At 68.5% G+C, this 24,242-nt stretch carries 15 protein-coding genes and 4 pseudogenes; 9 read left to right on the top strand and 10 right to left on the bottom strand.

The features are described from left to right. The first annotated feature begins 20 nt into the window (after positions 1-20). Complete coding sequence (gene metE / locus MVG78_RS16270) at positions 21-2,351, top strand: 5-methyltetrahydropteroyltriglutamate--homocysteine S-methyltransferase (protein ID WP_247553277.1); 2,331 nt, start codon at positions 21-23, stop codon at positions 2,349-2,351. 67 nt (positions 2,352-2,418) lie between these two features. On the opposite strand, the gene MVG78_RS16275 is transcribed toward metE, so the two are convergent. The 4 genes from MVG78_RS16275 to MVG78_RS16290 form a co-directional block, all read right to left on the bottom strand. After that, entirely contained in the window at positions 2,419-2,751 is a 333-nt protein-coding gene (locus MVG78_RS16275; RefSeq protein WP_247553288.1) for a DMT family transporter, read from the bottom strand. 4 nt (positions 2,752-2,755) lie between these two features. Beyond that, positions 2,756-4,510: an asparagine synthase (glutamine-hydrolyzing) gene (gene asnB / locus MVG78_RS16280; protein WP_247553290.1), complete on the bottom strand. Its 1,755-nt coding sequence runs from the start codon at positions 4,508-4,510 to the stop codon at positions 2,756-2,758. Continuing rightward, a complete protein-coding gene (locus tag MVG78_RS16285) occupies positions 4,510-5,541 on the bottom strand; it encodes a glycosyltransferase (protein ID WP_247560475.1) in 1,032 nt (343 codons plus the stop codon). The genes asnB and MVG78_RS16285 overlap by 1 nt, the downstream gene beginning before the upstream one ends. Positions 5,542-5,704: 163 nt before the next feature. Then, positions 5,705-6,655, bottom strand: a complete 951-nt coding sequence (locus MVG78_RS16290; RefSeq protein WP_247553292.1) for a glycosyltransferase family 9 protein — start codon at positions 6,653-6,655, stop codon at positions 5,705-5,707. A gap of 62 nt (positions 6,656-6,717) precedes the next feature. Between MVG78_RS16290 and ygfZ the strand changes: the two genes are divergently transcribed. From ygfZ to MVG78_RS16325, 7 genes and pseudogenes are all read left to right on the top strand, one after another. Continuing rightward, positions 6,718-7,539, top strand: coding sequence for a CAF17-like 4Fe-4S cluster assembly/insertion protein YgfZ (gene ygfZ, locus MVG78_RS16295; protein ID WP_247553294.1), 822 nt, complete (start codon positions 6,718-6,720; stop codon positions 7,537-7,539). A 63-nt stretch (positions 7,540-7,602) separates the two neighbouring features. Then, complete coding sequence (locus MVG78_RS16300; protein WP_247553296.1) at positions 7,603-8,235, top strand: 3'-5' exonuclease family protein; 633 nt, start codon at positions 7,603-7,605, stop codon at positions 8,233-8,235. A gap of 21 nt (positions 8,236-8,256) precedes the next feature. Then, positions 8,257-9,068 (top strand): annotated as a pseudogene (locus tag MVG78_RS16305) (transposase). 409 nt (positions 9,069-9,477) lie between these two features. After that, positions 9,478-9,699 (top strand): hypothetical protein, encoded by a 222-nt coding sequence (locus MVG78_RS16310; protein WP_247553297.1) that lies wholly within the window; start codon positions 9,478-9,480, stop codon positions 9,697-9,699. A 46-nt stretch (positions 9,700-9,745) separates the two neighbouring features. After that, positions 9,746-11,395, top strand: coding sequence for a gamma-glutamyltransferase (gene ggt, locus MVG78_RS16315; protein WP_247553299.1), 1,650 nt, complete (start codon positions 9,746-9,748; stop codon positions 11,393-11,395). 68 nt (positions 11,396-11,463) lie between these two features. Further along, a complete protein-coding gene (locus MVG78_RS16320; protein WP_247553301.1) occupies positions 11,464-13,275 on the top strand; it encodes an SLC13 family permease in 1,812 nt (603 codons plus the stop codon). Positions 13,276-13,327: 52 nt separating this feature from the next. Next, positions 13,328-14,953: an L-lactate permease gene (locus tag MVG78_RS16325; protein ID WP_247553303.1), complete on the top strand. Its 1,626-nt coding sequence runs from the start codon at positions 13,328-13,330 to the stop codon at positions 14,951-14,953. A gap of 370 nt (positions 14,954-15,323) precedes the next feature. On the opposite strand, the gene MVG78_RS16330 is transcribed toward MVG78_RS16325, so the two are convergent. The 4 genes and pseudogenes from MVG78_RS16330 to MVG78_RS16345 all read right to left on the bottom strand — a co-directional run. After that, on the bottom strand, positions 15,324-16,187 hold the full coding sequence (locus MVG78_RS16330) for an SDR family oxidoreductase (RefSeq protein WP_247553305.1): 864 nt from the start codon (positions 16,185-16,187) through the stop codon (positions 15,324-15,326). A gap of 128 nt (positions 16,188-16,315) precedes the next feature. After that, positions 16,316-18,989, bottom strand: a pseudogene (ppdK, locus tag MVG78_RS16335) (pyruvate, phosphate dikinase). Between the two features lie 15 nt (positions 18,990-19,004). After that, positions 19,005-21,200 carry a glycine--tRNA ligase subunit beta gene (gene glyS / locus MVG78_RS16340; protein WP_247553315.1) on the bottom strand — a complete coding sequence of 732 codons (2,196 nt, stop codon included), beginning with the start codon at positions 21,198-21,200 and terminating at the stop codon, positions 19,005-19,007. 86 nt (positions 21,201-21,286) lie between these two features. Further along, a pseudogene (locus MVG78_RS16345) lies at positions 21,287-22,141 on the bottom strand (glycine--tRNA ligase subunit alpha); the annotation flags it as partial. Between the two features lie 48 nt (positions 22,142-22,189). Between MVG78_RS16345 and MVG78_RS16350 the strand changes: the two are divergent. Beyond that, positions 22,190-22,680 (top strand): annotated as a pseudogene (locus MVG78_RS16350) (ketosteroid isomerase-related protein). A 30-nt stretch (positions 22,681-22,710) separates the two neighbouring features. Here the strand turns inward: MVG78_RS16350 and MVG78_RS16355 are convergent. Continuing rightward, on the bottom strand, positions 22,711-23,229 hold the full coding sequence (locus tag MVG78_RS16355; RefSeq protein WP_247553317.1) for a hypothetical protein: 519 nt from the start codon (positions 23,227-23,229) through the stop codon (positions 22,711-22,713). A 164-nt stretch (positions 23,230-23,393) separates the two neighbouring features. Beyond that, complete coding sequence (locus MVG78_RS16360) at positions 23,394-24,203, bottom strand: S49 family peptidase (RefSeq protein ID WP_247553319.1); 810 nt, start codon at positions 24,201-24,203, stop codon at positions 23,394-23,396. Positions 24,204-24,242: the final 39 nt, after the last annotated feature.

Here is a 24,242-nt window from a genome sequence, read left to right on the forward strand (position 1 = left end):
TGCCCCGGGAGGAGGAACGCATGACCGCCACCAGCCTCGGCTTCCCGCGCATCGGCGCGCGGCGCGAGCTCAAGACCGCCCTCGAACGCTTCTGGTCCGGACAGGCCGACGAGGCCAGCCTGCGCGCCACCGCCGCCGCGCTGCGCCACCGCCACTGGGCCCTGCAGCGCGAGGCCGGGATCGACACCGTGCCCTGCGGCGATTTCTCGCTCTACGACCATGTGCTGGACACGGCCTGCGCCGTTGGCGCCATCCCGCCCGGATATGGCTGGCGGCCGGGGGAGCCTGTCTCGCTGGAGACCTATTTCGCCCTGGCGCGCGGGCGCGGCGGCCAGGAGGAAGGCTGCGGTTGCGGGCACGAGCACGGCCAGGGTACCGGCCTGCCGGCACTGGACATGACCAAGTGGTTCGACACGAACTACCACAACCTCACCCCGGTCTTCCGCCCGGGACAGGATTTCGCGCCGACCGGCTTCCCGGCGGTCGAGAGTTTCGAGGAGGCGCGCCAGGCGGGCTTCGCGGCCCGGCCGGTGCTGCTCGGCCCGGTCTCCTTCCTGCTGCTGGGCCGCATGGCCGAGGGGGATGGCGATCCACTGGACCTGCTGCCCGGCCTGCTGCCGGTCTATGCGGAAACGCTGCGCCGCCTCGCCGCCGCGGGAGCGCGCTGGGTGCAGATGGACGAGCCCTGCCTCGTGCTCGATCTCGGCGACAAGGCCCGGGCGGCCTATCAGTCCGCCTATCAGGCGCTGGCCGGGGTGGCACCGCCGCTCTCCCTGTTGCTGACCACCTATTTCGGCGGGCTGCGCGACAATCTCGACCTCGCCCTGCGCCTGCCGGTGGAGGGGCTGCATCTCGACCTGGTGCGCGCCCCGGAACAGCTCGCCCCGGCACTGCGCGCGGCTCCCGCACGGATGGTGCTGTCGCTCGGCCTGGTGGATGGCCGCAATGTCTGGCGCACCGATCTGCGCCGCGCCTTCGGCCTGCTGCGGGAGGCTGCGGCGAACCGGCGGCCCGAGGCGCTGCTGGTCGCCCCCTCCTGCTCCCTGCTGCACAGCCCGATCGACCTGGAGCAGGAAACAGCGCTCGATCCCGAGCTGCGCGGCTGGATGGCCTTCGCCCGGCAGAAGCTGGAGGAGGTCGCCATCCTGGCGCGCGGGCTGCGCGAAGGGCCGGGCACCATAGAGCCGGCGCTGCGGGACAGCGATGCACGGCAGGAATCCCGCCGCGCATCGCCCCGCCTGCACGACCCGGCCGTGGCGGCGCGGCTGGCGGCGGGCAGCGCCGCGGATGCCACGCGCCAAGCGCCCTTCCCCGAGCGGCAGGCGGCGCAGCGGGCGCGGCTGAGGCTGCCGCCCTATCCCACCACCAGCATCGGCTCCCTGCCGCAAACCGCGGAGATCCGCGCGGCGCGTGCCCGTTTCCGTCGGGGCGAGCTGGATGAGGCCGGCTACGAGGATTTCCTGCGCGGCCGGATCGTGGAGGCGATCCGCTGGCAGGAGGAAGCCGGGATCGACATGCCCGTGCATGGCGAGTTCGAGCGCAACGACATGGTGGAGCATTTCGCCGAGCACCTGTCGGGCTATGCGGTCACGAAGCATGGCTGGGTGCAGTCCTATGGCAGCCGCTGCGTGAAGCCGCCCATCCTCTATGGCGACGTGTCCCGCCCGGCGCCGATGACGGTGCGCTGGAGCGCCTATGCGCAGTCGCTGACGGCGCGCCCGGTGAAGGGCATGCTCACCGGCCCCGTCACCATGATGCAATGGGCCTTCGTGCGGGACGACATCCCCGCCGCCACGGTGCGCCGCCAGCTCGCCTATGCCTTGCGGGACGAGGTGGTGGAGCTGGAAGCAGCCGGGATCGCCGCCGTGCAGATCGACGAGCCGGCGATCCGCGAGGGGCTGCCGCTGCGCCGCGCCGACCGGGAGGCCTATCTGCACGACGCGGTGGAATGCTTCCGCATCGCCGCCAGCGGCGTTGGCGACGCGACGCAGATCCACACGCATATGTGCTATTCGGAGTTCAACGACATCATCGGCTCCATCGCCGCGATGGATGCGGATGTGATTTCCATCGAGACGGCCCGTTCCCGCATGGCGCTGCTGGAAGCCTTCGCCGACTTCCGCTACCCGAACGAGATCGGGCCGGGGGTCTGGGACATCCATTCCCCCCGCGTGCCGGAGGCGGAGGAAATGCGCCGCCTGCTGCTGGCCGCGGCGCAGCGCATCCCGGCGGACCGGCTCTGGGTGAACCCGGATTGCGGCCTGAAGACACGGCGCTGGGAAGAGGTGCGGCCCGCCATCGCCAATATGGTGGCGGCCGCGCGCACGCTCCGCGCCCAGGCGGCGGAATGATGGAATGGCCGGGGGAGCATGGCTTTCCCGGCCTTCCGCTCACGCGGCGCGCATGGCGATATCGCCGTCAGTGCCCCGCCGTGCCGGAGAAGACGTTGATCACCAGCACTCCGGCCAGGATCAGGGCCATGCCGAGCATCGCGGGCAGGTCCAGATGCTGGCGGAACAGGATCAGGCTCAGCACCGAGATCATGACGATGCCGAGGCCCGACCAGATGGCATAGGCCACGCCCACCGGGATGGTCCGGATGGCGAGCGAGAGCATGTAGAAGGTCAGCAGGTAGCAGAGCACCGTGACGGCTGAGGGCCAGAGGCGGGTGAAGCCATCCGAAGCCTTCAGCGACAGCGTGCCCGCGACCTCCCCGCAGATGGCCACCAGCAGGAAAAGATAGGGGCGCATGGCGTCAGCGGGCCGACAACGCCTCGAAGACATCGCCCCGCATGGCCCGCCGCTCGACATGCCGCGCGTGCCAGAGCGCGTAGAAGAGCAGGTGCCAAGCGGCGAAGCCCTCGCGCTTGCCGCCCGCCGCGCGGAACAGCGGCAGGATGCGCTCCGGCCGCGCGATCTCCGCCACGCCGGGCTGCGCCGCCACCAGGGGCGCCAGGCGATCGGCGGCGGAGGCGATCCAGGCCCCCATCGGCACGGTGAAGCCCTTCTTCTTCGCGAAGGGCTGCGAGGCCGGGAAATTCTGCGCCAGCCATTGCCGCAGCAGCCACTTGCCGGTCTCCCGCCGCACCTTCAGCCCGTCCGGCAGGCGCCAGCAGGCCGCCGTCACCGCCCGGTCGAGGAAGGGTACCCGCCCCTCCACCCCATGCGCCATCAGGCAGCGGTCCAGCTTCAGCAGCAGGTCGTTGGGCAGCCAGTCGGCGATGTCCAGCGCCTGGGCGGCCATCAGCCGGGTGCGGCCCGGCGTGGCGGCAGCGGTCTCGGCGGCCTCGAACCCGTCCCGCCAGAGGCGCGGCGGATCGCGCAGCACGTCGAGCCGGTCGAAGGTGCCATGGGCGCGCATCGCCTTGCCGCCCAGCCACCAGGGGCGCATGGCGGAGCGGTGGCGGCCATAGCCGGCCAGGATCTCGTCGCCGCCCTCGCCGGAGAGCACGACCTTCACCTCCTCCCGCGCCCGGCGGGCGAGGAACCAGGTCGGCACGATGGCGTAATCCGCCGCCGGGTCGTCCATGGCGCCGACGATCTCCGGCAGGTGCCGCCAGACCTCGGCCTCCGTCACCTCCAGCCGCACATGCCGGGCGCCCGCGGCCTTCGCGGCGGCGGCGGCCTGCTCGCGCTCGTCCTTGTCGCCCGTGTCGAAGCCGGCGGTGAAGGCCAGCACCGGCCGCTCGTTCAGCCGCGACATGGCGTGCAGCACCGCCGCGCTGTCCGTGCCGCCGGACAGGAACATGCCATAGGGCACGTCGGCGCGCTGGTGGAACTCCACCGCCTCGGCGAAGGCGCGGCCGAAGCGGGCGATGGCCTCGGCCTCGCCGATCTCCTCCGGCCCGCCTTCCGGCAGGGCGGGCTGGCGGTGCCGCTCCACCACGGCGCCGTCCGAGATGGCCAGGGTCTCGCCCGGCAGCACCCGCTGGATGCCCTCGAAGATCGTGTCCGCGCCGGTGGTGAACTGAAGCTGCATCAGCTCGTCCCGGCTCTCCGCCCGGACGCGCGGCGTCACCAGCCCGGCGGCGACCAGCGCCTGCGGCTCGGAGGCGAAGGCGATGCCGCCCGCCACCTCGGCGATGTAGAGCGGCTTGATGCCGAAAGGGTCGCGCGACAGCACCACCCGCCGCGCCGAGCGGTCATGGATGGCCAGCGCCCACATGCCGCGGAGCCCGTCGGCGAAACCGATGCCCTCCTGCCGCCACAGATGCAGCGGCGGCTCGCAGTCGCTGCCGGTGGCGCAGGAGAAGCCGTGCGCGGCGCGGAGCTCCGGGTTGTTATAGATCTCGCCATTGCCGACCAGTGCCGCCGGCCCGGCGAAAAGCGGCTGGTCGCCCGTCTCCAGATCGATGATCGCCAGCCGCGTATGGGCGAGCGCCACCGAGCCCACGACATGGTGCCCCTGCCCGTCCGGCCCGCGATGCGCCAGGGCGCGGGTCAGCGCCTCCAGCACCCGGGAATCCGGTGCCTGGCCGGAGCGGAGGGCGAGGCCCGCGATGCCACACATCAGCCCGCCTCCCGGCCAGGGGAACCGGCCTCCGATGGCGCCACGGCGCGCAGGAAGCCCTGCCATCGCGCCAGGACCGGCGCCGCCGCGTGCTCGGCCTCGAAATCCCGCCGCCCGGCGCCGGCGAGGCGTTCCGCCAGGGCCGGGTCGTCCAGCACGCGGCGGATCGCGGCCGCCAGGGGGGCGGGCTCCTCCAACGGCACCAGCAGCCCGGTCTCGCCCTCGCGGATCACCTCCCTGGGTCCCTGGGCTGCGGCGGCCACGACGGGGCGCGCGGCAGAGAAAGCTTCCAGCACCACATTGCCCAGCGGCTCGTGCCGGGAGGGGCAGACGAAGACCTCCGCCCCCGCCAGCAGTGCCCCGGTCTCGGTGCGCCATCCCAGGAAGGAGAGCCGGTCGCCGAGGCCCAGCTCCCGCGCCAGCCCTTCCAGCGTGGCGCGCTCCGGGCCTTCGCCGGCCAGGGAGAGATGCGCCTCCGGCAGGTCCGCCAAGGCGCGCAGCAGCACGTCGAAGCCTTTGTTGCGGTGCAGACGGCCCATGGCGAGCAGCCGCCGCTTCCCGGGCGGGGCGGGCAGCGTGGCGGGCATGGCGCCGGACAGGTCCGGCACGAAGTTCGGCAGGTGGTGCACGCGCCCGGGGGCCCAGCCTTGCCGGGTGATCCAGGCGACGAGGTCACGCGTATTGGCCACCAGATGGTCGCAGCGCCGGTAGTGCCGCAGGTCGTAATAGCCGCCCAGCCGCCCCACCAGGGTCCAGTCGCCCTTCGGCGTGAAGCGCGCGGCGCGGTTCATCCAGGCCACCGTCACGGCAGGGCGGAAGCGCCGCAGCGCGGCGCGCAGGCGCGGCCCGGTCAGCAGGTCGAGCGGACCGCCAAAGCCCAGCGTGACGGGGGCGAGGCCCCCCTCCCGCAGCCGAGCCTCGCGCGCCGGCTCGCGCCGGATCACCGGCAGGACCTCCTCGCCGCTGTCATGCAGTCCGAGGCAGAGCCGCTCGTAGAAGGTCTCGGCGCCCCCCTTGGCGGCACCGGCCATCACCTGCGCGACCCTCACCGCGCGTCCGGACTCGGCTGATCGGTGGACGGGGTGCAAGGCGCGGCGCGGCGTGTCGGCATGCGGGGGTGGTGGCACAGGCGCGTGTGGAGGGGCAAGGGGCACTCGTCCCGCCATCCGCGTGGCGCCGGGGGCAGACCCGCCGTCACGCCGCCAGGCGCGCCGGCAGGAGCTGTCCGGCCGCCTCGGCCACCTGCGCCACGGACAGCCCCGCCATGCTGCCATCCGCCGCGATCACCGCCCGCGCGGCGCGGCCGGCGGGTGCGTATTCATCGGCCGGGGTTGGGCCGAACAGGCCGAGCGTCGGCGTGCCGGCAGCGGCGGACAGGTGCATCAGCCCGGAATCATTGCCGACGAAGAGCGCAGCGCGGCGCAGCACCGCCGCCGCCTCCGGCAGGGAGAGCTTCCCCAGCAGGTCGGTGACACCGCCGGGATGGTTGCGCAGGGCCTCCAGCAGTGGCGCGGCGATGGCCCGCTCGGTCTCCCCCGGCCCGCCCAGCACGGCGATCCGGGCGCCCGGCAGCAGCCCGTCCGGCGCGGTCAGCCTGCGGGCCAGGGCCTCGAAACGCTCCCAGGGCCAGATCTTGCCCGACCAGTTGGCGGTCGGCCCCAATGCAAGGATGGGGGCGAGGATCGGAGCCTGCCCGGGCAGCGGCGCGGGCGCCAGCCCCAGCAACGCGTCCGCCCGTGCCTCATCCTCCGGCGCCGTCCATGCCACCGGCATGGGCGGCGGGTCCAGCGCCAGGGTCTCGGCGATATGGCCCAGCCGGTGTCCCGGGCGGCGCCCGCCCCGCATCACCGCGCGGTTGCCGGCGCGCAGGGTCCAGGCCAGGGCCGAGCCGCGCAGATCCACCACCAGGTCCCAGCGCCGCCCCGCCACGCGCTGCCACAGCTCCAGCCAGTGCAGCGACAGGCTGCGCTTGGCGAGCACGATGGTCTCCTCCCGGCGCGGCATGCGGGCGAAGACCCCCTCCGCCACCGGCCCGCAGGCGATGGTGAAGCGCGCCTCCGGATAGGCGCGCAGCAGGTGGTCCAGCAGCCCGGTGGACAGGACCGCATCCCCGATGCGGGTGGAGGTGACGAAGAGGATGCGCATGCGGGGCGCCTCATAGCATGTTCCCGGTTGCAGCAACGCTGTCTCCGCGCCAACTCTGCCCCATGCCGATCGCTTATCTGCCGGACCGTGGCGTGGTGGAGATCTCGGGCGAGGACCGGGCCACCTTCCTACAGGGTCTCATTTCCAACGACGTCGCCGCCCTGGCCCCAGGGCAGGCCGTCTGGGCCGCGCTGCTGACCCCCCAGGGCAAGTGGCTGGCCGATTTCTTCGTGCTGGCACAGCCGGAGCGCTTCCTGCTCGATGGCGAGCGCGCCCAGGTGGAGATGCTGGTGGCGAAGCTGTCCCGCTTCCGCCTCCGCTCCAAGGTGGCGCTGCGCGACGCCTCGGCGGAATTCGCCGTCCATGCCGGGTGGAGCAGCCCCGCGCCGGAACACGGGATCGTCTTCGCCGATCCGCGCCTGCCCGATGCCGGCTGGCGTGCGATGCTGGACAAGCCGATGCACGGTGCCATGGACGCTTCCGCCTATGCGCTGCACCGGCTGGAACTCGGCCTGCCCGACGGGTCGCGGGACATGGAGGCGGAGAAATCCGTGCTGCTGGAGGCCGGTTTCGACGAGTTGCACGGCGTCTCCTGGACCAAGGGCTGCTACATGGGCCAGGAGCTGACCGCCCGCACCCGCTATCGCGGCCTGGTCAAGCGGCGCCTCGTTCCCGTGACGGTGGATGGCCCCCTGCCCGCGCCCGGCACGCCCGTCTTCCGGGGTGAGGTGGAGGCCGGCACGATGCGTTCCGGCCTGGGCAGCCAGGGCATGGCCCTGCTGCGGCTGGAGGCGATCACGGCGGGCGAGCCCCTGCGCTGTGGCGAGGCCAGCCTGACGCCCCGGCTGCCCGCCTGGATGCACCTGCCGGAGAAGACCGTCTGACGCTCCTTTGATGCAGCGCACAAGACAAGAGCCACGGGTCCGGCGCAGGATGCGGCACTCCGGGTGAAGGGATTCGCGGTGACGCCGGTCTATGTGGTGACGGATACCGAATTCGACGGCCCCACGCCGGGCCGCAACTCGCTGCTCTCGATCGGCGCCGTCGCCGTGGCGGCGGATGGGCGGGAGGTCGCGGATTTCGAGGCCGTGCTGGCCCCCTTCCCGGGCGCGGAACCCGATCCCGGCACGCTGGGCTGGTTCGCCACCCAGCCCCTGGCCTGGGAGGCCGCGACACGGGACCCGCAGCCGGCGGAGGCCGTCATGGCCCGCTTTGTGGCCTGGGTGCGGGGCCTGCCTGGCGATCCGGTCTTCGCCGCGCACCCGCTGGCGGTGGATGGTCCCTGGATGGACCTCTACCTGCAGCGCTTCACCGGAACGCGCCTCGTGCCCGTTCCGCGCGCGGTGGACCCGCTTTTCCGCGGCACGCCCCTTTGCCTGCACTCCTTCGCGGCGGGCCGGCTGCACTGGCCACCGGAACGCTGCCGGGTGGAGCACTATCCGGCGGAATGGCTGGGGGAGACGGCGCACACCCATCGTGCCCTGGACGATGCCCGCGGCTATGGACATCTGCTGGCCCGTCTCTTCGCCATCGGCGGGGGCCTGCCTAGGGTCCTGATCGTGAAGTTTCTACGATCATGAGGATGATCGTAGGGGGCGCCGATGGGCAAGCCTGCGGTGTCGATTGCGCTGGGTGATACCGAGCGGCGGGAACTGGAGTCACTGGCCCGGGCGCACAAGACCGGTCAGGCGATGGCGAGGCGGGCCCGGATCGTACTGGCAGCGGTGACGGGGCTGGAGAACAGGGCGATCTGCACTGAGGTGGGCCCGGACGCGAACACGGCGGGCAAGTGGCGCCGCTTTGCCGCACAGCGGCTGGACGGGCTTCTGGATGAGCCCAGACCGGGCACGCCGCGCCAGATCAGCGGCAACCGCATCGGAGCGAGATCTTCAAGCTTTCAACCGATCCACTCTTCGTCGAGAAGATGCACGACATCGTCGGGCTCTACATGGCCCCGCCCGAACGCGCCCTGGTCCTGGTGTAGACGAGAAGCCCCAGATCCCGGCACTCGACCGCACGCAGCCTCTGCTGCCGATGCGCCCTGGCCAGGCTGAGCACCGCACCCACGACTACACCCGCCATGGCACGACCTCGCTGTTCGCAGCCCTCGACATCACCACCGGCGCGGTGATCGGCCGCTGCTACCCCAGGCACCGCTGCCGTGAATTCCGGCGCATCCTGGATCAACCAGGTCGAGCGCTTCCTCGCCTTTCTGACCGAGCGCCAACTCCGGCGCGGGGTCTACCGCTCGACCGCCCAGCTTGAGGCCAATATCCGCGCGTTCCTCGATGCCCATAACGCCAGCCCCAAGCCCTTTCGCTGGGCCAAATCCGCCGACGACATTCCCGCCGCCATCCAGTGCTTCTGCCCCCGATCCCAGCAGATCGGAGGAACTACGGAATCAGGACAGTAGAGGCAGCAGATGGGAAAGAGGGCATGCAGGCACTTGGTGCGAATAGCGCCAAGGTGGATCTGCTGCTGGCGGTTGCCGTCCCACCCGGTGGCCCATGCCGTTTACATGTCGAGCTGCGCTGGGCAATCCATCATACAAGCAGACGATACGAATGCCATCGATCTGACGGGCCGCCGGAAGGATTGACCACTTGGTCCAGGCAGCCGGAACGATGAGCATGATCAGATCAGGTGCCCCCTCATCCGGCATTTTGGGACGCACAGCCAAACAACGGGATGCAGAAACAGTGTTCGAACCGGGAAACAGTTTATCGTGATCACTTGGTGAATAGACATGTTACGTCCTGCAAATGCAATATTTTGTCATGACCTAACCCTTTGCCGCAGCCCCAAGATCCGGAGGCAGCAAGATGGACAAAAAACTCAGATCGGAATGCATAGCTCTGTTGCTGCTGTTTACAGCATTCCCGATCATAAGCCTGGGAGCCACGGCCGGTAATAACTGGGTCTGGTGGATCGGGCTGCTCAGCCTCATTGCAGGCGGCTTGCTGCCTGTCCTGACCCGCTACATGGATCACTCTGCGGACACGATCCGAGACGCCGGCATCGAGTTCGACGACCGCGTGTCGTAACCGGAGCCGAGTGAGCGCCAGAACAGTCCGACAATGGGAGGGGATTGTGAGTCATCCCAACGGTCCGCGAACAGGGCGTCCACCCACACTCGCCCAGAATGGGATTATCGCCACGCCGCACTATCTGGCGAGTAGCGCAGGGCTCGCCATCCTCCAGCAGGGAGGCAGCGCCGTCGACGCCGCGATTGCGGCAAACGCAGTCCTCTGTGTCGTCTATCCCCATATGGCGGGGCTTGGGGGCGACGGGTTCTGGCTCGTGGCGGAACCCGGCACCGGACAGGTGCGCGGGATCAACGCGAGCGGGCCCGCTGCGCAAATGGCCACCGCCGACTACTATCGAAAGGGTGGTGCAATCCCCTCGCGTGGCCCGCTGAGCGCGCTTACCGTCCCTGGTGCCGTCGATGGGTGGCGCATAGCGCATGAGAAGTACGGTCGTGTTGCTTGGGCAGACCTTTTCGCTGCAGCGATTGGTTATGCCCGTGACGGCATGCCGGTCAGCCGTTCGCTTGCTGATTGGCTGTCACAGGACGAAGCAATTCTCTCGCAGTATCCCACTAGCGGCGCCATCTTCTTGCCCAGCCAACATGTCCCGCGGGAAGGTCAGCGGCTCAGGCAAACCGATCTGGCCCGTTCGTTTGAGGTCATTGCCAAGGAAGGTGCCCGCGCATTTTACGAGGATTCCATCGCGCAACGTTTGTGCGGTGCGCTCCAAGCTGATGGGTGTCCGCTACGCCCGGCGGACTTTGCCGCATTTCGAGCCGAATGGGTTGATCCGATCAAGGCTCGTTATCGTGGCTATGACGTGTACGAACTGCCGCCAAACACACAAGGCTTCACTGCCTTGCAGATCCTCAACCTTATTGCCGGCTATGACATCGCCGCGTGGGGGGACGGGACAGCCGATTACTACCACCACATGGCAGAGGCTGTGAAAGTGGCCTTTGCCGACCGCGACGAGTGGCTGACCGATCCCCGCTTCATCACCATGCCGGTCGACGAGTTCATCAGCGAGGAGTACGCGGACCGGAGACGCCAGCTCATTCAGCCAGACCGGGCACTCGATATCGCCGCGGTGCCGGCGGGGATCGCGTATTCGCACCCCCACGCACGTCGCATTCCGGACGGCGACACGTGCTATTTCTGCGCAGCCGACCGCGATGGTATGGTCGTGTCGCTCATTCAGTCCATCTACCACGATTTCGGTAGCGCTATCGTCGCTGGCGATACCGGGATCATCCTTCAGAATCGCGGTGCGTTCTTTGCCCTGGAGGACACGCACCCCAATCGCCTGGAGCCAGGCAAGCGCACTTTCCATACCCTTATCCCGGCGCTCCTCATGCGCGATGGCATGCCATATCTTGCATTTGGTTCCATGGGTGGCGAAGGGCAACCGCAATCACACGCGGCGCTCGTGACGCGCATCGTTGATTTCGGCTATGACGTCCAGCAGGCCATCGAGGCGCCACGCTGGCTTATGGGCCGCACTTGGGGCACGCAATCGCGTCACCTGTCGCTTGAAGGGCGGATTTCCGACGAGGTCGCGCGCGAGCTGAAGCGCCGAGGCCAGCCGGTGCAGATGGTCACCGATTGGAACGACAATATGGGGCACGCCAGCGCGATCCGCGTTGATCGGGAACAGGGATTTTTCGAGGGCGGCGCCGATCCCCGCGGGGATGGCGCTGCAATAGGATACTAGCATCCCCCCTCGGGTAGAAGCTTCGAAGATTCCAGGCAAACAGGGCGCAGATCCTCGGAGCAAGCCACGTGGCACAGATCATCACGACGCTATCGATCATCCTCGTAGCTATGGCGTTATTTGCGTGGAATCGTATCCCCGCGGCGGCGGTGGCCGTGGGCGCTTCACTCGCACTATATTTCAGCGGCATTCTGACAATGCACGAGACGCTTAGTGGATTCGGCGACCCCGTGGTGGTCATGATCGCCGCGCTGCTCGCGATCGCCACCGGGCTCGAAATGGCAGGTGTCGGTGCATGGTCCGGTCAATTGCTAATTCGCCATACCGGCACGAACGATTCGTGGCGCTTGTTCGCCATCATGATCAGCGCGGCGGTGTTCAGCGGCCTGATCGGCATGAATGGGGCCGTCGCGGCAATGCTGCCGATCACTGTCGTGGTTGCCGTTCGAACGCGTGTAGCTCCCTCCCGGCTGATGATTCCGCTCGCCTTCGCGTGCCTGACAGGTTCCAAGCTCACGCTCCTCGGTACACCGGTGAACCTTATCGCTGCCACCCAGGCCGACGAGGGTGGTGCCGGACACATTGGCTTCTTCGAATGGGCAGTACTCGGTGTACCGCTTCTGGCCGGGACCATTGTGCTTACCTTGGCGTTCGGTCGGTCGTTGCTGCCCGAGCGACATGGTCAGTCGATACCGGCGGATTTCAGTGCGCATGCAGAAACGCTGGTCGAGCAGTATCGTCTCGACGACGGGCTGCATTACTTCCGCGTCCGTCACACCTCACCGTTAGTTGGCAGACCACGTGGTGAAATCGCCCCGGAAACGTTCGGCGGTCTGCAGTTGGTTTCCATCCTGGCAGGCGATACGCTAGCACCGCTACAACGACCGGAGATCGCTGAGGGCGATATCCTGCTTGTCCGTGGAGAAGCCGAACAGGCCGGCCGGTTTGCGGCGGACATGCATCTCTCCGTCCGCGAAAGCGATACCGACGGGTCGATTGCCGATCTTCTGATGAGTCGCAGCTCGGGCCTCGCGGAGGTTGTTATTCCGCAGCGTTCAAACCTCATCGGTCAACAGGCCTTTCCGGGCATGACGACGGAAGATGGTAGCCTGATGGTCCTGGCAATCCAGCGGGGCAGCGAGGAGATCCGTCAGAGGACGATCACGCTCCGCGCTGGCGACCATCTCCTACTGCAAGGAACCTGGAAGGCACTCGATCAGTATCTGGCTGATCCCAAAGTGCTCGTCGTTGACTCGCTCGAGGCTGTGCAAAGACAAGCGGTCGCGCTTGGTCAAGGCGCTGCGATGGCAATCACCGTTCTGCTCCTGCTGGTGCTGCTGCTCGCTTTCGACATCGTCCCGGCTCCGATCGCCGCCGTGGTGTGCGCCACGCTGATGGTTCTGGGACGGGTACTGACGCTCGCGCAGTTCTATCGCGGAATCGACTGGAACACCTGCATCCTGATCGGTGCAATGATCCCGCCTGCGACGGCCATGACGAAGACCGGCGCAGCCGAACTCATTGGCGACCATGTTGTCGAACTACTGGGCGGCGCCGGTCCACACGCGGTGCTCGCGGGAATTTTCGTCGTGACTGCACTCATCTCTCAGTTCATCTCGAACACCTCGGCTGCCCTCGTGATGATGCCGATAGGCTTCGCCACCGCGTCCGAGTTAGGGGTCAGCCCGCTTCCCCTCATCATGGGTGTCGCGATGGGTGCGAGTGCGTCTTTCCTTACCCCCTTTGCGAACGGCGTGAGCCTGATGGTTTATGGGCCAGGTGGTTACCGTTTCGGTGATTTCTGGCGCCTCGGCCTGTTGATCATGGCCTGGACACTTATCGTCACAGTGGTCATCGTGCCCCTCTACTGGAGGTTCTGAGAAGTAACTGGCCACCGGCGCATGGCAATACAATGACTCACGGAGAAAATTCATGGAAGCGGCTCAGGTTCCGGTTGATCTCCTGCACTGGGTATTGGCGGTCTTGTCTATCGTCGCGCTCCTCGTTTTCCTGGTTCCCCTGCGATGGCGCGCGCCGGAGGCGGGACCGATGGCCATGTTCACTGCGGCAATCGTGGCACTCGTCGCATTCCGTACGCCGTGGGAAACGCTGGCCGTTGCCAGCGGCAAGGGCGTTTGGGATGCGATATTCATCCTGTACGTGATATGGCCGGCGCTGCTTCTCTATCAGGTCACCAAACAGGCGGGTGCTTACGACGCACTACGGCAGGGAATATCCCGTTTCAGTCAGAACGAGTTGTTCATTATTCTCGCTTTAAGCTGGGTGTTTGCATCCTTCCTGCAAGGCATTGCCGGCTTCGGCGCACCGGTCGCCGTCGTGGTGCCGCTGCTCATTGCCGTCGGTGTCAAGCCGGTCTACGCGGTGGTTATGGGGGTCGTCGCGCATGCGTGGGCGCGGTTCTATGGCACTCTGGGGGTGGGATGGCTGGCGACGCTACAGGTTGCCTATCTGGACAACATTGTCCGGGCAGCTGTCGAGGCGTCCTTTCTGATTCTAATTCCGACCTATCTTGGCGGCCTTCTTGTCGTTTGGCTCTATGGCCGGGGACCGGCGGTACGCCATGCCTGGCCGCTTGTGCTGATCCTGGGTACGATCCTCGGTGTCGGACAACTGCTCGTCGCTATCTTGAGCCCTGAGCTGTCGACCTTCCTCGCCGCCGCCGCGGCGCTTCTGGCCCTTTATCCCTTGTCGCGCTGGCGTCGCTACGGCGATCCGATCCAGGGCATCCGCGAGCGGCCTGCCATGATGGAACGGGCCACAAGTTCGTCGGAGGAGACTGCGCCGGTGATGAGCCTCGCCATGTCCTTCCTGCCTTATGTCATTCTGACGGTGGTGACACTAAGCGTTCTGCTGATTCCAAGTCTCAACGCGCTGATGCGCGACGTGCGCATCGGATTGCCGTTCCCAACGGTGGAAACCGGATTCGGCGTACGCAACCCGGAAATCGCGCGCTATGCGCCCATTGCCCCACTTACCCACCCTGGTGCCATGCTGCTGGTGACGGCGCTGGTCGTGTGGGTCATCTACAGGGGGTGTGGCTACTACCACAAATGGGCGCAACATCGCCAAGCCGAGAGCATCTGGTCGGCGCTCCTGGTCGATGCGGTTCCCGCTTCTGTACCCGTCATTGCATTCCTCGTGACGAGCCGCATACTGGATCACAGCGGCCAGACACTTACTATTGCCTATGGGATCGCCGCGGTTTCACCTCCGCTGGTCTTCGCCGGTGTCGCGAGCGTCATTGGTGCCCTGGGCGCGTTCATGACCTCTAGCAGCACCGCTTCCAACGTGCTGTTCGGCGGCGTTCAGGCGAGCGTGGCTCAGTTGCATGGGCTTTCCACCGAGACGGTGATCGCCGCGCAAGCAGCTGGCAGCGCTTACGGCAATGCCATTGCACCGGCAAACATCGTCCTTGGAACCAGTATCGCTGGCATCAAAGGCCAGGAGGGTGCGGTTCTCCGCCATACTATGCCGTGGACAGTCCTGGTCGCACTTCTTACCGGTTTGGCCACGATTTTTCTTATTCTGATGCTTTAACGTGATCGTCGGCTGTGATGAAGATCCGAAGGGTTGCCGCCGCGCCATCCGCGGCACGCCCGCGAGGATGCCTATCGGGCCAAGGTCACGGCCGGCGCCGGGCAGTGGCTTCCTACCGTGATCCGCCAGCGGATCGAGGAAGGGCGCACCTGGGAGCATGTGGTGCGGGCAGTGAACACCTGGCTGGCCGGGAGCCGGCCAGGGGGCACCTCGGGCAACCGGACGGCCTGGAACTGGTGCGGGCGGTGCACGACGAGCTGGCGCCGGTGGAGCTGTTGCACGGGCGCGGGCGAGGACGCGAACCTAGCTCAGGTGAGCGGTGACGCGACGTCTATGGCTCGTCATCCTCCTGTGATGCGCGTCACATTCTCTAGCCGTTCACCGGCTCCCCGCCATTGGGATGGATCACCTGCCCGGTGATGTAGGAACTGTCGGCATCGGAGGCGAGGAAGATATAGGCGGGCGCGCATTCGTCCGGCTGGCCCCTGCGTTCCAGCGGCGTGCTGCCGCCGTGCTTCTCCACCTCCTCCGGCGAGAAGGAGGCCGGGATCAGCGGCGTCCAGATCGGCCCGGGCGCCACGCCGTTCACGCGGATCTTCCTCTCCGCCAGTTGCGCGGCCAGGGAGCGGGTGAAGGCCAGGATGGCGCCCTTGGTCGCCGAATAGTCCACCAGATGCGGGCTGCCGCGATAGGCGGTGACGGAGGTAGTGTTCACGATGGCGCTGCCTTCCTTCAGATGCGGCAGCACGTATTTCACCATCCACATGTAGCCCAGGATGTTGGTGCGGAAGGTGCGCTCCACCTGCGCCTCCCCGATCGTGGCGAAATCCTTGTTCTCGTGCTGCTCCCCCGCATTGTTGACCAGCAGGTCGATGCCGCCGAGGAAGGCCGCCGCCTTCTCCACGGCGGCGCGTGCGAAAGCCGGGTCGCCCACATCGCCCGCGACGGTCTCGCAGCGCCGGCCCTCCGCCTCCACCAGCCGCTTCGTCTCGGCGGCGTCCTCATGCTCGTCCTTGTAGAGGATGAACAGATCGGCCCCTTCCTTGGCGAAGCCGATGGCCACGGCGCGGCCGATGCCGGAATCGCCGCCGGTCACGATGGCCTTCCGGCCCGCCAGTTTCCCCGAACCCTTCCAGTGCCGCATCTCGGCGGCAGGCTTCGGCACCATTTCGGATTCCAGACCGGGCTGCCTGTCCTGCTTCTGCGGCGGGACCTTCTGCATCTCTTCGTACATGGCCGGCGCTCCATTTTCGGGGATGCCGGAAGAACGGTCCTCGCCCCGCGAGGCTTCAGGCCGGCCCATAACGAAAAACGGCGGGGCCGAGGCCCCGCCGCTCCGATCACGCCGTCCGTCGGGCGGAATCAGGCCGTGCGGTCAGCGCCAGCGCTGGACAGCGCCGCCTGCGCCGCCGCCAGGCGCGCCACCGGCACGCGGTAGGGGGAGCAGGACACGTAGTCGAGCCCGACCTTCTCGCAGAACTGGATCGAGGCCGGGTCGCCGCCATGCTCGCCGCAGATGCCGAGCTTGAGGCCGTTCTTGACTTTGCGGCCCTTCTCGGTCGCGATCTCCACCAGCGCGCCCACGCCCTCCACGTCGATGGAGACGAACGGGTCCTTGGGCAGGATGTCCTTCTCCACGTAGTAGGGCAGGAACTTGCCGGCATCGTCGCGCGACAGGCCGAAGGTCGTCTGCGTCAGGTCGTTGGTGCCGAAGGAGAAGAAGTCCGCGACCTCCGCGATCTTGTCCGCCGTCACGCGCCGCGCGCGGCAGCTCGATCATCGTGCCGACCGAGTAGTCGAGCGTGGTGCCCGTCTCGCCGAAGACCTCCTGCGCCACCTTGTCCACCTGGGCGCGGGTGATCTCCAGCTCCTTCTTCATGCCGACCAGCGGGATCATGATCTCCGGCACCGGCGCGTTGCCCGTCTCCTTGGCCACCTGGATGGCGGCCTCGAAGATGGCACGGGCCTGCATCTCGTAGATCTCGGGATAGGTCACGCCCAGGCGGCAGCCGCGATGGCCGAGCATGGGGTTCGCTTCCGCCAGATCCGCCGCGCGGCGCTTCATGGTGGCGAGGTCCGTGCCCAGGCTCTCCGCCACCTCGGCCAGTTCCTCGTCCTTGTGCGGCAGGAACTCGTGCAGCGGCGGGTCGAGCAGGCGGATCGTCACCGGCAGGCCGGCCATGATCCGGAACAGCTCGACGAAGTCGGAGCGCTGGAAGGGCAGCAGCTTGGCCAGGGCGTCGCGGCGGCCGCCCTCGGTCTCGGACATGATCATCTGGCGGACGGAGCCGATGCGGTCCGCGTCGAAGAACATGTGCTCGGTGCGGCAGAGGCCGATGCCCTCGGCGCCGAACTTGCGGGCCGTGTCGGCATCCAGTGGGGTTTCCGCATTGGCGCGCACCTTCAGACGGCGCACCGCGTCGGCCCAGCCCATCAGCGTGGCGAAGTCGCCGGAGAGCTGCGGCTCGATCATCGGCACGGCGCCGAGGAAGACCTCGCCGGTCGCGCCGTCCAGGGTGATGGTCTCGCCCGCATGCACCACCGTACCGCCGGCCGAGAGCGTGCCCGCCGCATAATCCACCACCACGCCGCCAGCACCGGCCACGCAGGGCCGGCCCATGCCGCGCGCCACCACGGCCGCGTGGCTGGTCATGCCGCCGCGGGTGGTGAGGATGCCCTTGGCGGCATGCATGCCGGCGATATCCTCGGGACTGGTCTCGATGCGGACCAGGATGACCGCCTCACCCTTGTTGGCGCGCGCCTCGGCCTCTTCCGCCGAGAAGACCACCACGCCGCAGGCCGCGCCCGGCGAGGCCGGCAGGCCCTTGGTCAGCACCTTGCGGCTGGCCTTCGGATCGAGCGTCGGGTGCAGGAGCTGGTCGAGCGAGCCCGGGGCGACGCGCTTCACCGCCTCCGGATGGTCGATCAGCCCTTCCTCGGCCATGTCCACCGCGACCTTCAGCGAGGCGGCGGCGGTGCGCTTCCCGTTGCGGGTCTGCAGCATGTAGAGCTTGTTGCTCTGCACGGTGAACTCGATGTCCTGCATGTCCGTGTAGTGACGCTCCAGCGTCTCACGCACCTTGCAGAGTTCGGCATAGGCTTCCGGCATCGCCTCCTCCATGGAGACCTCGCCGGGCTTGGCGCGGGCCTTGGACATGGGCTGCGGCGTGCGGATGCCCGCCACCACGTCCTCGCCCTGCGCGTTGATCAGGTACTCGCCGTAGAAGATGTTCTCGCCGGTCGAGGGGTCGCGGGTGAAGCAGACGCCCGTGGCGCAGTCATTGCCCATGTTGCCGAAGACCATGGCCTGGACATTGACCGCCGTGCCCCAGCTCGCGGGGATGTCGTGCAGGCGGCGATAGGTATTGGCGCGCGGGTTCATCCAGGAGCCGAAGACGGCGCCGACGGCGCCCCAGAGCTGCTCCTGCGGGTCGAGGGGGAAGGGCTTGCCGATCGCCTCGGCCACCATCTCCTTGTAGGCGGCGACCACCTTCTGCCAGTCGGCGGCGGTCAGCTCGGTATCCTCCACCGCGCCGGAGGCGTGCTTCGCCTCCTCGATGATCTCCTCGAAGCGGTGATGGTCCACGCCCAGCACCACGGAGCCGTACATCTGGATGAAGCGGCGGTAGCTGTCCCAGGCGAAGCGGTCGTCGCCCGAGCGCTTCGCCAGGCCCTGCACCGTCTCGTCGTTCAGGCCGAGGTTCAGCACCGTGTCCATCATGCCCGGCATGGAGACGCGGGCACCGGAGCGCACCGAGACCAGCAGCGGGTTGGCGGCATCGCCGAACTTCATCCCCACCGCGCTCTCGATCCGCGCCAGGGCCTCGGCCACCTGGTCCTTCAGCTCCTTCGGGTACTGCTTCCCGTTGTCGTAGTAGTAGGTGCAGACCTCGGTGGTGATGGTGAAGCCCGGTGGAACGGGGAGGCCGATCGAGGCCATCTCCGCCAGGTTCGCACCCTTGCCGCCGAGGAGGTTGCGCATGTCGGCCTTGCCGTCGTTCCGGCCGGCACCGAAACCGTACACCCACTTGGTCATCAGGCTCGTCCCTCTTCAGCCTTCAACGCGTTGGAACTCCGCGACGCGGTCCATCGCGGCGCGGAGCGTCTTGAGCAGGCCGAGGCGGTTGTAGCGCAGCGCCGGATCGGCGTCATTCACCACGACCTTCTCGAAAAATGCGTCCACGGGTCCCCGCAGCGTCGCAAAAACAGTCATGGCCGTCGAAAACTGTTCCGAGTCAAGCGCTTCCCGCACCGCAACATCAATATCATTCAGAACTTCCCACAACCGGACCTCTTCCGCCAGGGTCAGCAGGGAGGGATCAACCTTCGCGGGAACTTCGCCGGTCTTTTTCTCCTCGATGCGGAGGATGTTCGCGGCGCGGCGATAGGCGGCGAGGAGGTCTGCCCCTTCCGGAGTCGAGAGGAAGTCCCGCAGCGCATCGGCCCGGGCGAGCAGGCGGACAAGATCGTCCTCCCCTCCCCGGCCTCCCCCTTGGCTGGAGCCGGCGCCGAAAGCGGCGGCCAGGATGTCATGCCGCGCCCCTTCGGCCCGGAGCTGCACGCGCAGCCGCTCCGCCAGGAAGTCCAGCAGGCCGGCGGCGAAGGCGGCCACCATCGGCGGCTGCGCGGAGCCTGCGGGGGGCTGGAAGCCCGCATTCATCTTCTCGGCCGCGACCGCCATGCCGAATTCCGGGTCGGCCGTCCGGCCCTGGGCCGCGGGATAGCCGAAGAAGGCCTCGGCGATCACCTCGGACAGCGGCAGGCGCAGCCCGTTCTCCCGGATGATGCGGATCACGCCCAGAGCGGCGCGGCGCAGCGCATAGGGGTCGCCCGAGCCGGTCGGGCGCTCATCCGCCGCGAAGAAGCCGGCGAGCTGGTCGATCTTGTCGGCCAGCGCCACGGCGACAGCGGTCGGCTCGCGCGGCACCTCGTCGCCGGGGCCGAGCGGACGGTAATGCGCGCCGATCGCCTCGGCCACCTCCGGCGCCTCCCCGTCATGCAGGGCGTAGTAGCGGCCCATCAGCCCCTGCAGCTCGGGGAACTCGCCCACCATGCCGGAGGCGAGGTCCGCCTTGGCCAGCCGGCCGGCCCGCGCCGCCTTCTCCGGATCGGCGCCGACCAGCGGGGCGAGGAAGCGGGCCAAGCGCTCCAGACGCTCCACCCGCTGCCCCTGGGTGCCCAGCTTGGCATGGAAGACCACGTCGGCCAGCTTCGGCAGCCGGCTTTCCAGGGTCTGCTGCCGGTCGCCATCCCAGAAGAAGCGGGCATCGGAAAGCCGGGCGCGCAGCACGCGCTCGTTGCCCGCCACGATCGCCTTGCCGCCATCCACCGCCTCGATATTGGCGACCAGGGCGAAGCGGTTCGCCGCCCGCCCATCCGGGTGGCGCAGGGCGAAATAGCGCTGGTTCACCCGCATGGTGGTGCGCATCACCTCGGGCGGCAGGTCCATGAAGGCGTCGTCGATGCCGCCCATCAGCGGCACCGGCCATTCCACCAGCCCTGCCACCTCGGTCAGCAGCCCGCGGTCGGGCACCACCTCCAGCCCCTCGGCACCGGCGAGGCGCGCGACCTCGCGCTCGATCAGCGCCTCGCGCTCCGGCGCGCCGGGGATCACCTTGCGGGCGCGCAGTCCGCTTTCCCACTCCGCCAGGGAGTGGGCGGCGAAGGTGCCGGGCGCCATCAGCCGGTGCCCTTCCGTCAGGTCGGAGGCGGCGAGCCCGTGCCCGTCATCCTCTCCCTGCCGCAGGTCGAACGTCACGACCCTGCCGCCGAAGGTGCAGAGGATGCGCTTCAGCGGCCGCACCCAGGTGAAGGAGGAGGTGCCACCCCAGCGCATCGACTTGGGCCAGGGGAAGCGGCGCAGCAGCGGCGGCATCGCCTCGGCCAGCACATCGCCCGTCGCACGGCCGTCGCGGCAGATCACCGCATAGAGATAGGTGCCGCCCTTCCCTTCCCGCTCCTCCAGTTGTTCCCGCGTCAGGCCGGTGGAGCGCAGGAAGCCCTCCAGCGCCGGGCCGGTCGCGTCGGCGCGCGGGCCGCGCCGCTCCTCCGCCACCGGCGCCGTCGCCTCCGGCAGTTCCGCCACCAGGGCGATGCGGCGCGGGCCGTGGAAGGTGCGGAGGTTCCGCAGCACGAGGCCGGCGGGCTTCAATGCCTCGGCGAGGAGGCGGGCGAGGTCTTCCGCCGCGCGCGCCTGCATGCGCGCCGGGATTTCCTCGGAGAAGAGTTCGAGCAGGAGTTCGGGCATCGGGGGGGCGGCTTCTCGGTCGGTGCTGGCGAGGGGCGTCGGGCGGGAGCGGCGGTCAGGCCGCCGACTTCGGGGCGTGCGGGGGTATCCCCGGCGACCCAGCCCTCGCAGCAGCGTTTCGCCAGGGCGCGGACACGGCCGATATAGGCGGCACGCTCCGTCACGCTGATCGCGCCGCGCGCATCCAGCAGGTTGAACAGGTGGCTGGCGGCGATGCACTGGTCATAGGCCGGCAGGGCGAGGCCCCGGTCGGCCAGCGCGTTGCACTCGGCCTCGGCATCGGCGAAGTGCTGGAACAGCCTCGGCACATCGGCGAATTCGAAGTTGTAGGCGCTGAACTCCCGCTCCGCCCGCAGGAAGACATCGCCGTACTTCACGCCCTGGCCGTTGAAGTCCAGCTCGTACACGTTCTCGATGTCCTGGACATACATGGCCAGGCGCTCCAGCCCATAGGTCATCTCGAAGCTCGGATGCACCACGGGGATACCGCCCACCTGCTGGAAATAGGTGAACTGGCCGACCTCCATCCCGTCGCACCAGACCTCCCAGCCCAGGCCCCAGGCGCCCAGCGTCGGGCTTTCCCAATCATCCTCCACGAAGCGGAAATCATGCTTCAGCGGGTCCAGGCCGATCTCCCGGTAGGAATCGAGCAGGAGCTCCTGCGCGTTCTCCGGGCTCGGCTTCATGATGACCTGGTACTGGTAGTAGTGCTGCAGCCGGTTCGGATTCTCGCCATAGCGCCCGTCGGAGGGGCGGCGGGAAGGCTGCACATAGGCGGCCTTCCACGGCGTGGCGCCCAGGGCGCGCAGCGTCGTGGCGGGGTGGAAGGTCCCGGCACCCACGGACATGTCGTAGGGCTGGAGGATGACGCAACCCTGGCGGCTCCAATAGGCATGGAGGCGCAGGATCAGTTCCTGGAAGGAAGGCGGCTTGGCGGACATGGCAGGCGCACCATAAGGTCCGCCCCCTCCCACCGGAAGGCCCCCGCCATGCACCATCCCGCCCATGCCGCAGCAGCCTCCCCCGCCGCACATGCCCCTTCGGGCCTGGAGACGGACCCGGGCGCCCTGCCCGAGGCCCATGCCTCCGAGCGGCTGATCCTGGCCTATTACGACGCCTTCAACCGCGGCGACTGGGCGGCCATGCTCGACTGCCTGGCCGATGATGTCGCCCATGACATCAACCAGGGCGGGCGGCAGACCGGTAAGGACGCCTTCGCCGCCTTCCTGAAGCACATGGAACGTTGCTACCGCGAAAGGCTGGTGGACATCGTCGTGATGCTGGACGCCACCGGGCACCGCGCCGCCGCCGAATTCGTGGTGGAGGGCGAATACCTCGCCACCGACGAGGGCTTGCCGCCGGCCAGGGACAGCGCTACGTGCTGCCGGCCGGCGCCTTCCTCACCATCCGCGACGGGAAGATCGCCCGTCTGTCCATGGCCTACAACCTCGCCGACTGGATGCGGCAGGTCGGCGGCTGAGGCCGCGCCCGCCTCCGCCGGGGGGGGGCGTCAGGTCGCCCGGCGCCGATCCTTCCGCGCCTGGGCGTCCTTCACGAATTGCGAGACGCGGCCGACCTCGCGCGGATCGACCTTCACCCGGATGCCCCGGTTGCGGGTGAGGCTCATTCCCCCGCCCGCCGTCGCGCCGCTGCCGGGATGGTGCGTTGGCGCCGCCTCCCGGCGATGCAGGGCCGCGCGCAGGCGCTCCGCGTTGCGGGTCCGGCGCTTCTCGGCGTTGAGCGTGTCGAGGCGCGCATTCACGCGCCGCAGCGCATTGGCGAAAACCTGCTTCTTCGCCGCCAGCCCACGCTCGCTCGATTCCGCGGGGCCCGGCCCCTTGCCGCGCCGCGCGCGCCGCCGCTGCCGCACCAGGTCGCGGGACCGGTTGCGCTGCTCGCGCAGCCAGCGGGCCAGGCCGAGGGTCTCATCCTGCGACAGCCCCTCCAGATGCGGGTAGTGGCTCTGCAGGATCGGCGCGTATTCGTTCTCGGAAAGCAGCCTCAGTTCGCCGGCGACAGGAAGGCTCATTGCTTCGCTCCGTTGTTTGGTCGGTTCGCCATACCGGTTTCCCGGCCTGGTCCCCGAATTGTTTCCCGAGGGGCCAACGCTCCTGTGGCGCGAGGGTTGGACATCTCCTGGCCCTTTCGCCGGCCCGGGCCATAGGGGAGGCCACAGGGGGGCGCAGAGGGGCCTCAGAGGCCCAGCCGTGCCCGGGCGGACCGTTCCTCCAGGATCTCCAGCGTCGCGCCCACGGCAGCGGAGAAGAGCCGCCAGGGCCAGCGCGGGCGCCGGACGTTCAGCCAGACGATCTTCGTCTCCTTGCCGAAGCGGCGCTCGATCTCCCCGTACAGGTCGCCCAGCCGGTCGGCGAGGCCGAGCGCCACGGCCTCCCGCCCCGTCCAGAAGCGGCCGCTGAAGATCTCGCCCTCCGGCGCCTTCAGCCGGTTGGCCCGGCGGGAGCGGACCCAGTCCTTGAATTCCTCGTGCAACGTGTCGAGCAGCTCGCGCAGCCGCTTCTGCTGCGCCGGATCGGGAGGCAGGAAAGGGTCGAGGAAGGATTTGTTCTCCCCCGCCGTCATCACCCGGCGCTCCACCCCCAGGCGCTCGATCGCCTCCTGGAAGCCGAAGCCCTGGGAGATCACCCCGATGGAGCCGGTGATGGAGGCCGGGTCGCAGACGATCTCGTCCGCCGCGCAGGCGATCCAGTAGCCGCCGGAGGCCCCGGCATCCTCGATGCAGGCGATCACCGGCACGTCCTTCTCATCCGCCAGCCGGACGATCCGCGCCGCGATCAGCGAGGACTGCACGGGCGATCCGCCGGGCGAGTTGATGGCGAGCACCACCCCCGCGAGGCGCTTCAGCCCGAAGGCACGCTCCAGCACGGGCGCCAGCCCGGCGGCGCTGAGGCCGGGGCCACCGAGGCCCGTGGCCCGGGCGGCGATGACGCCGGACATGCGGATGACGGCCACCCGGGGGCGCCGGTCGAAAAAGGGCAAAGGCATGCCCCCAGAATGCGCATGGGCGCGCCCGGATCAAGCAAC

The sequence above is a fragment of the Roseomonas gilardii subsp. gilardii genome (assembly GCF_023078375.1).
GTDB lineage: Bacteria > Pseudomonadota > Alphaproteobacteria > Acetobacterales > Acetobacteraceae > Roseomonas > Roseomonas gilardii.

Bases quoted from the DNA above. Each gene is read 5' to 3' on its own strand.
- metE (WP_247553277.1), top strand. From the start codon at position 21: ATGACCGCCACCAGCCTCGGCTTCCCGCGCATCGGCGCGCGGCGCGAG.
- MVG78_RS16275 (WP_247553288.1), bottom strand. From the start codon at position 2,751: ATGCGCCCCTATCTTTTCCTGCTGGTGGCCATCTGCGGGGAGGTCGCG.
- asnB (WP_247553290.1), bottom strand. From the start codon at position 4,510: ATGTGTGGCATCGCGGGCCTCGCCCTCCGCTCCGGCCAGGCACCGGAT.
- MVG78_RS16285 (WP_247560475.1), bottom strand. From the start codon at position 5,541: ATGGCCGGTGCCGCCAAGGGGGGCGCCGAGACCTTCTACGAGCGGCTC.
- MVG78_RS16290 (WP_247553292.1), bottom strand. From the start codon at position 6,655: ATGCGCATCCTCTTCGTCACCTCCACCCGCATCGGGGATGCGGTCCTG.
- ygfZ (WP_247553294.1), top strand. From the start codon at position 6,718: ATGCCGATCGCTTATCTGCCGGACCGTGGCGTGGTGGAGATCTCGGGC.
- MVG78_RS16310 (WP_247553297.1), top strand. From the start codon at position 9,478: ATGGACAAAAAACTCAGATCGGAATGCATAGCTCTGTTGCTGCTGTTT.
- MVG78_RS16325 (WP_247553303.1), top strand. From the start codon at position 13,328: ATGGAAGCGGCTCAGGTTCCGGTTGATCTCCTGCACTGGGTATTGGCG.
- MVG78_RS16330 (WP_247553305.1), bottom strand. From the start codon at position 16,187: ATGTACGAAGAGATGCAGAAGGTCCCGCCGCAGAAGCAGGACAGGCAG.
- glyS (WP_247553315.1), bottom strand. From the start codon at position 21,200: ATGCCCGAACTCCTGCTCGAACTCTTCTCCGAGGAAATCCCGGCGCGC.
- MVG78_RS16355 (WP_247553317.1), bottom strand. From the start codon at position 23,229: ATGAGCCTTCCTGTCGCCGGCGAACTGAGGCTGCTTTCCGAGAACGAA.
- MVG78_RS16360 (WP_247553319.1), bottom strand. From the start codon at position 24,203: ATGCCTTTGCCCTTTTTCGACCGGCGCCCCCGGGTGGCCGTCATCCGC.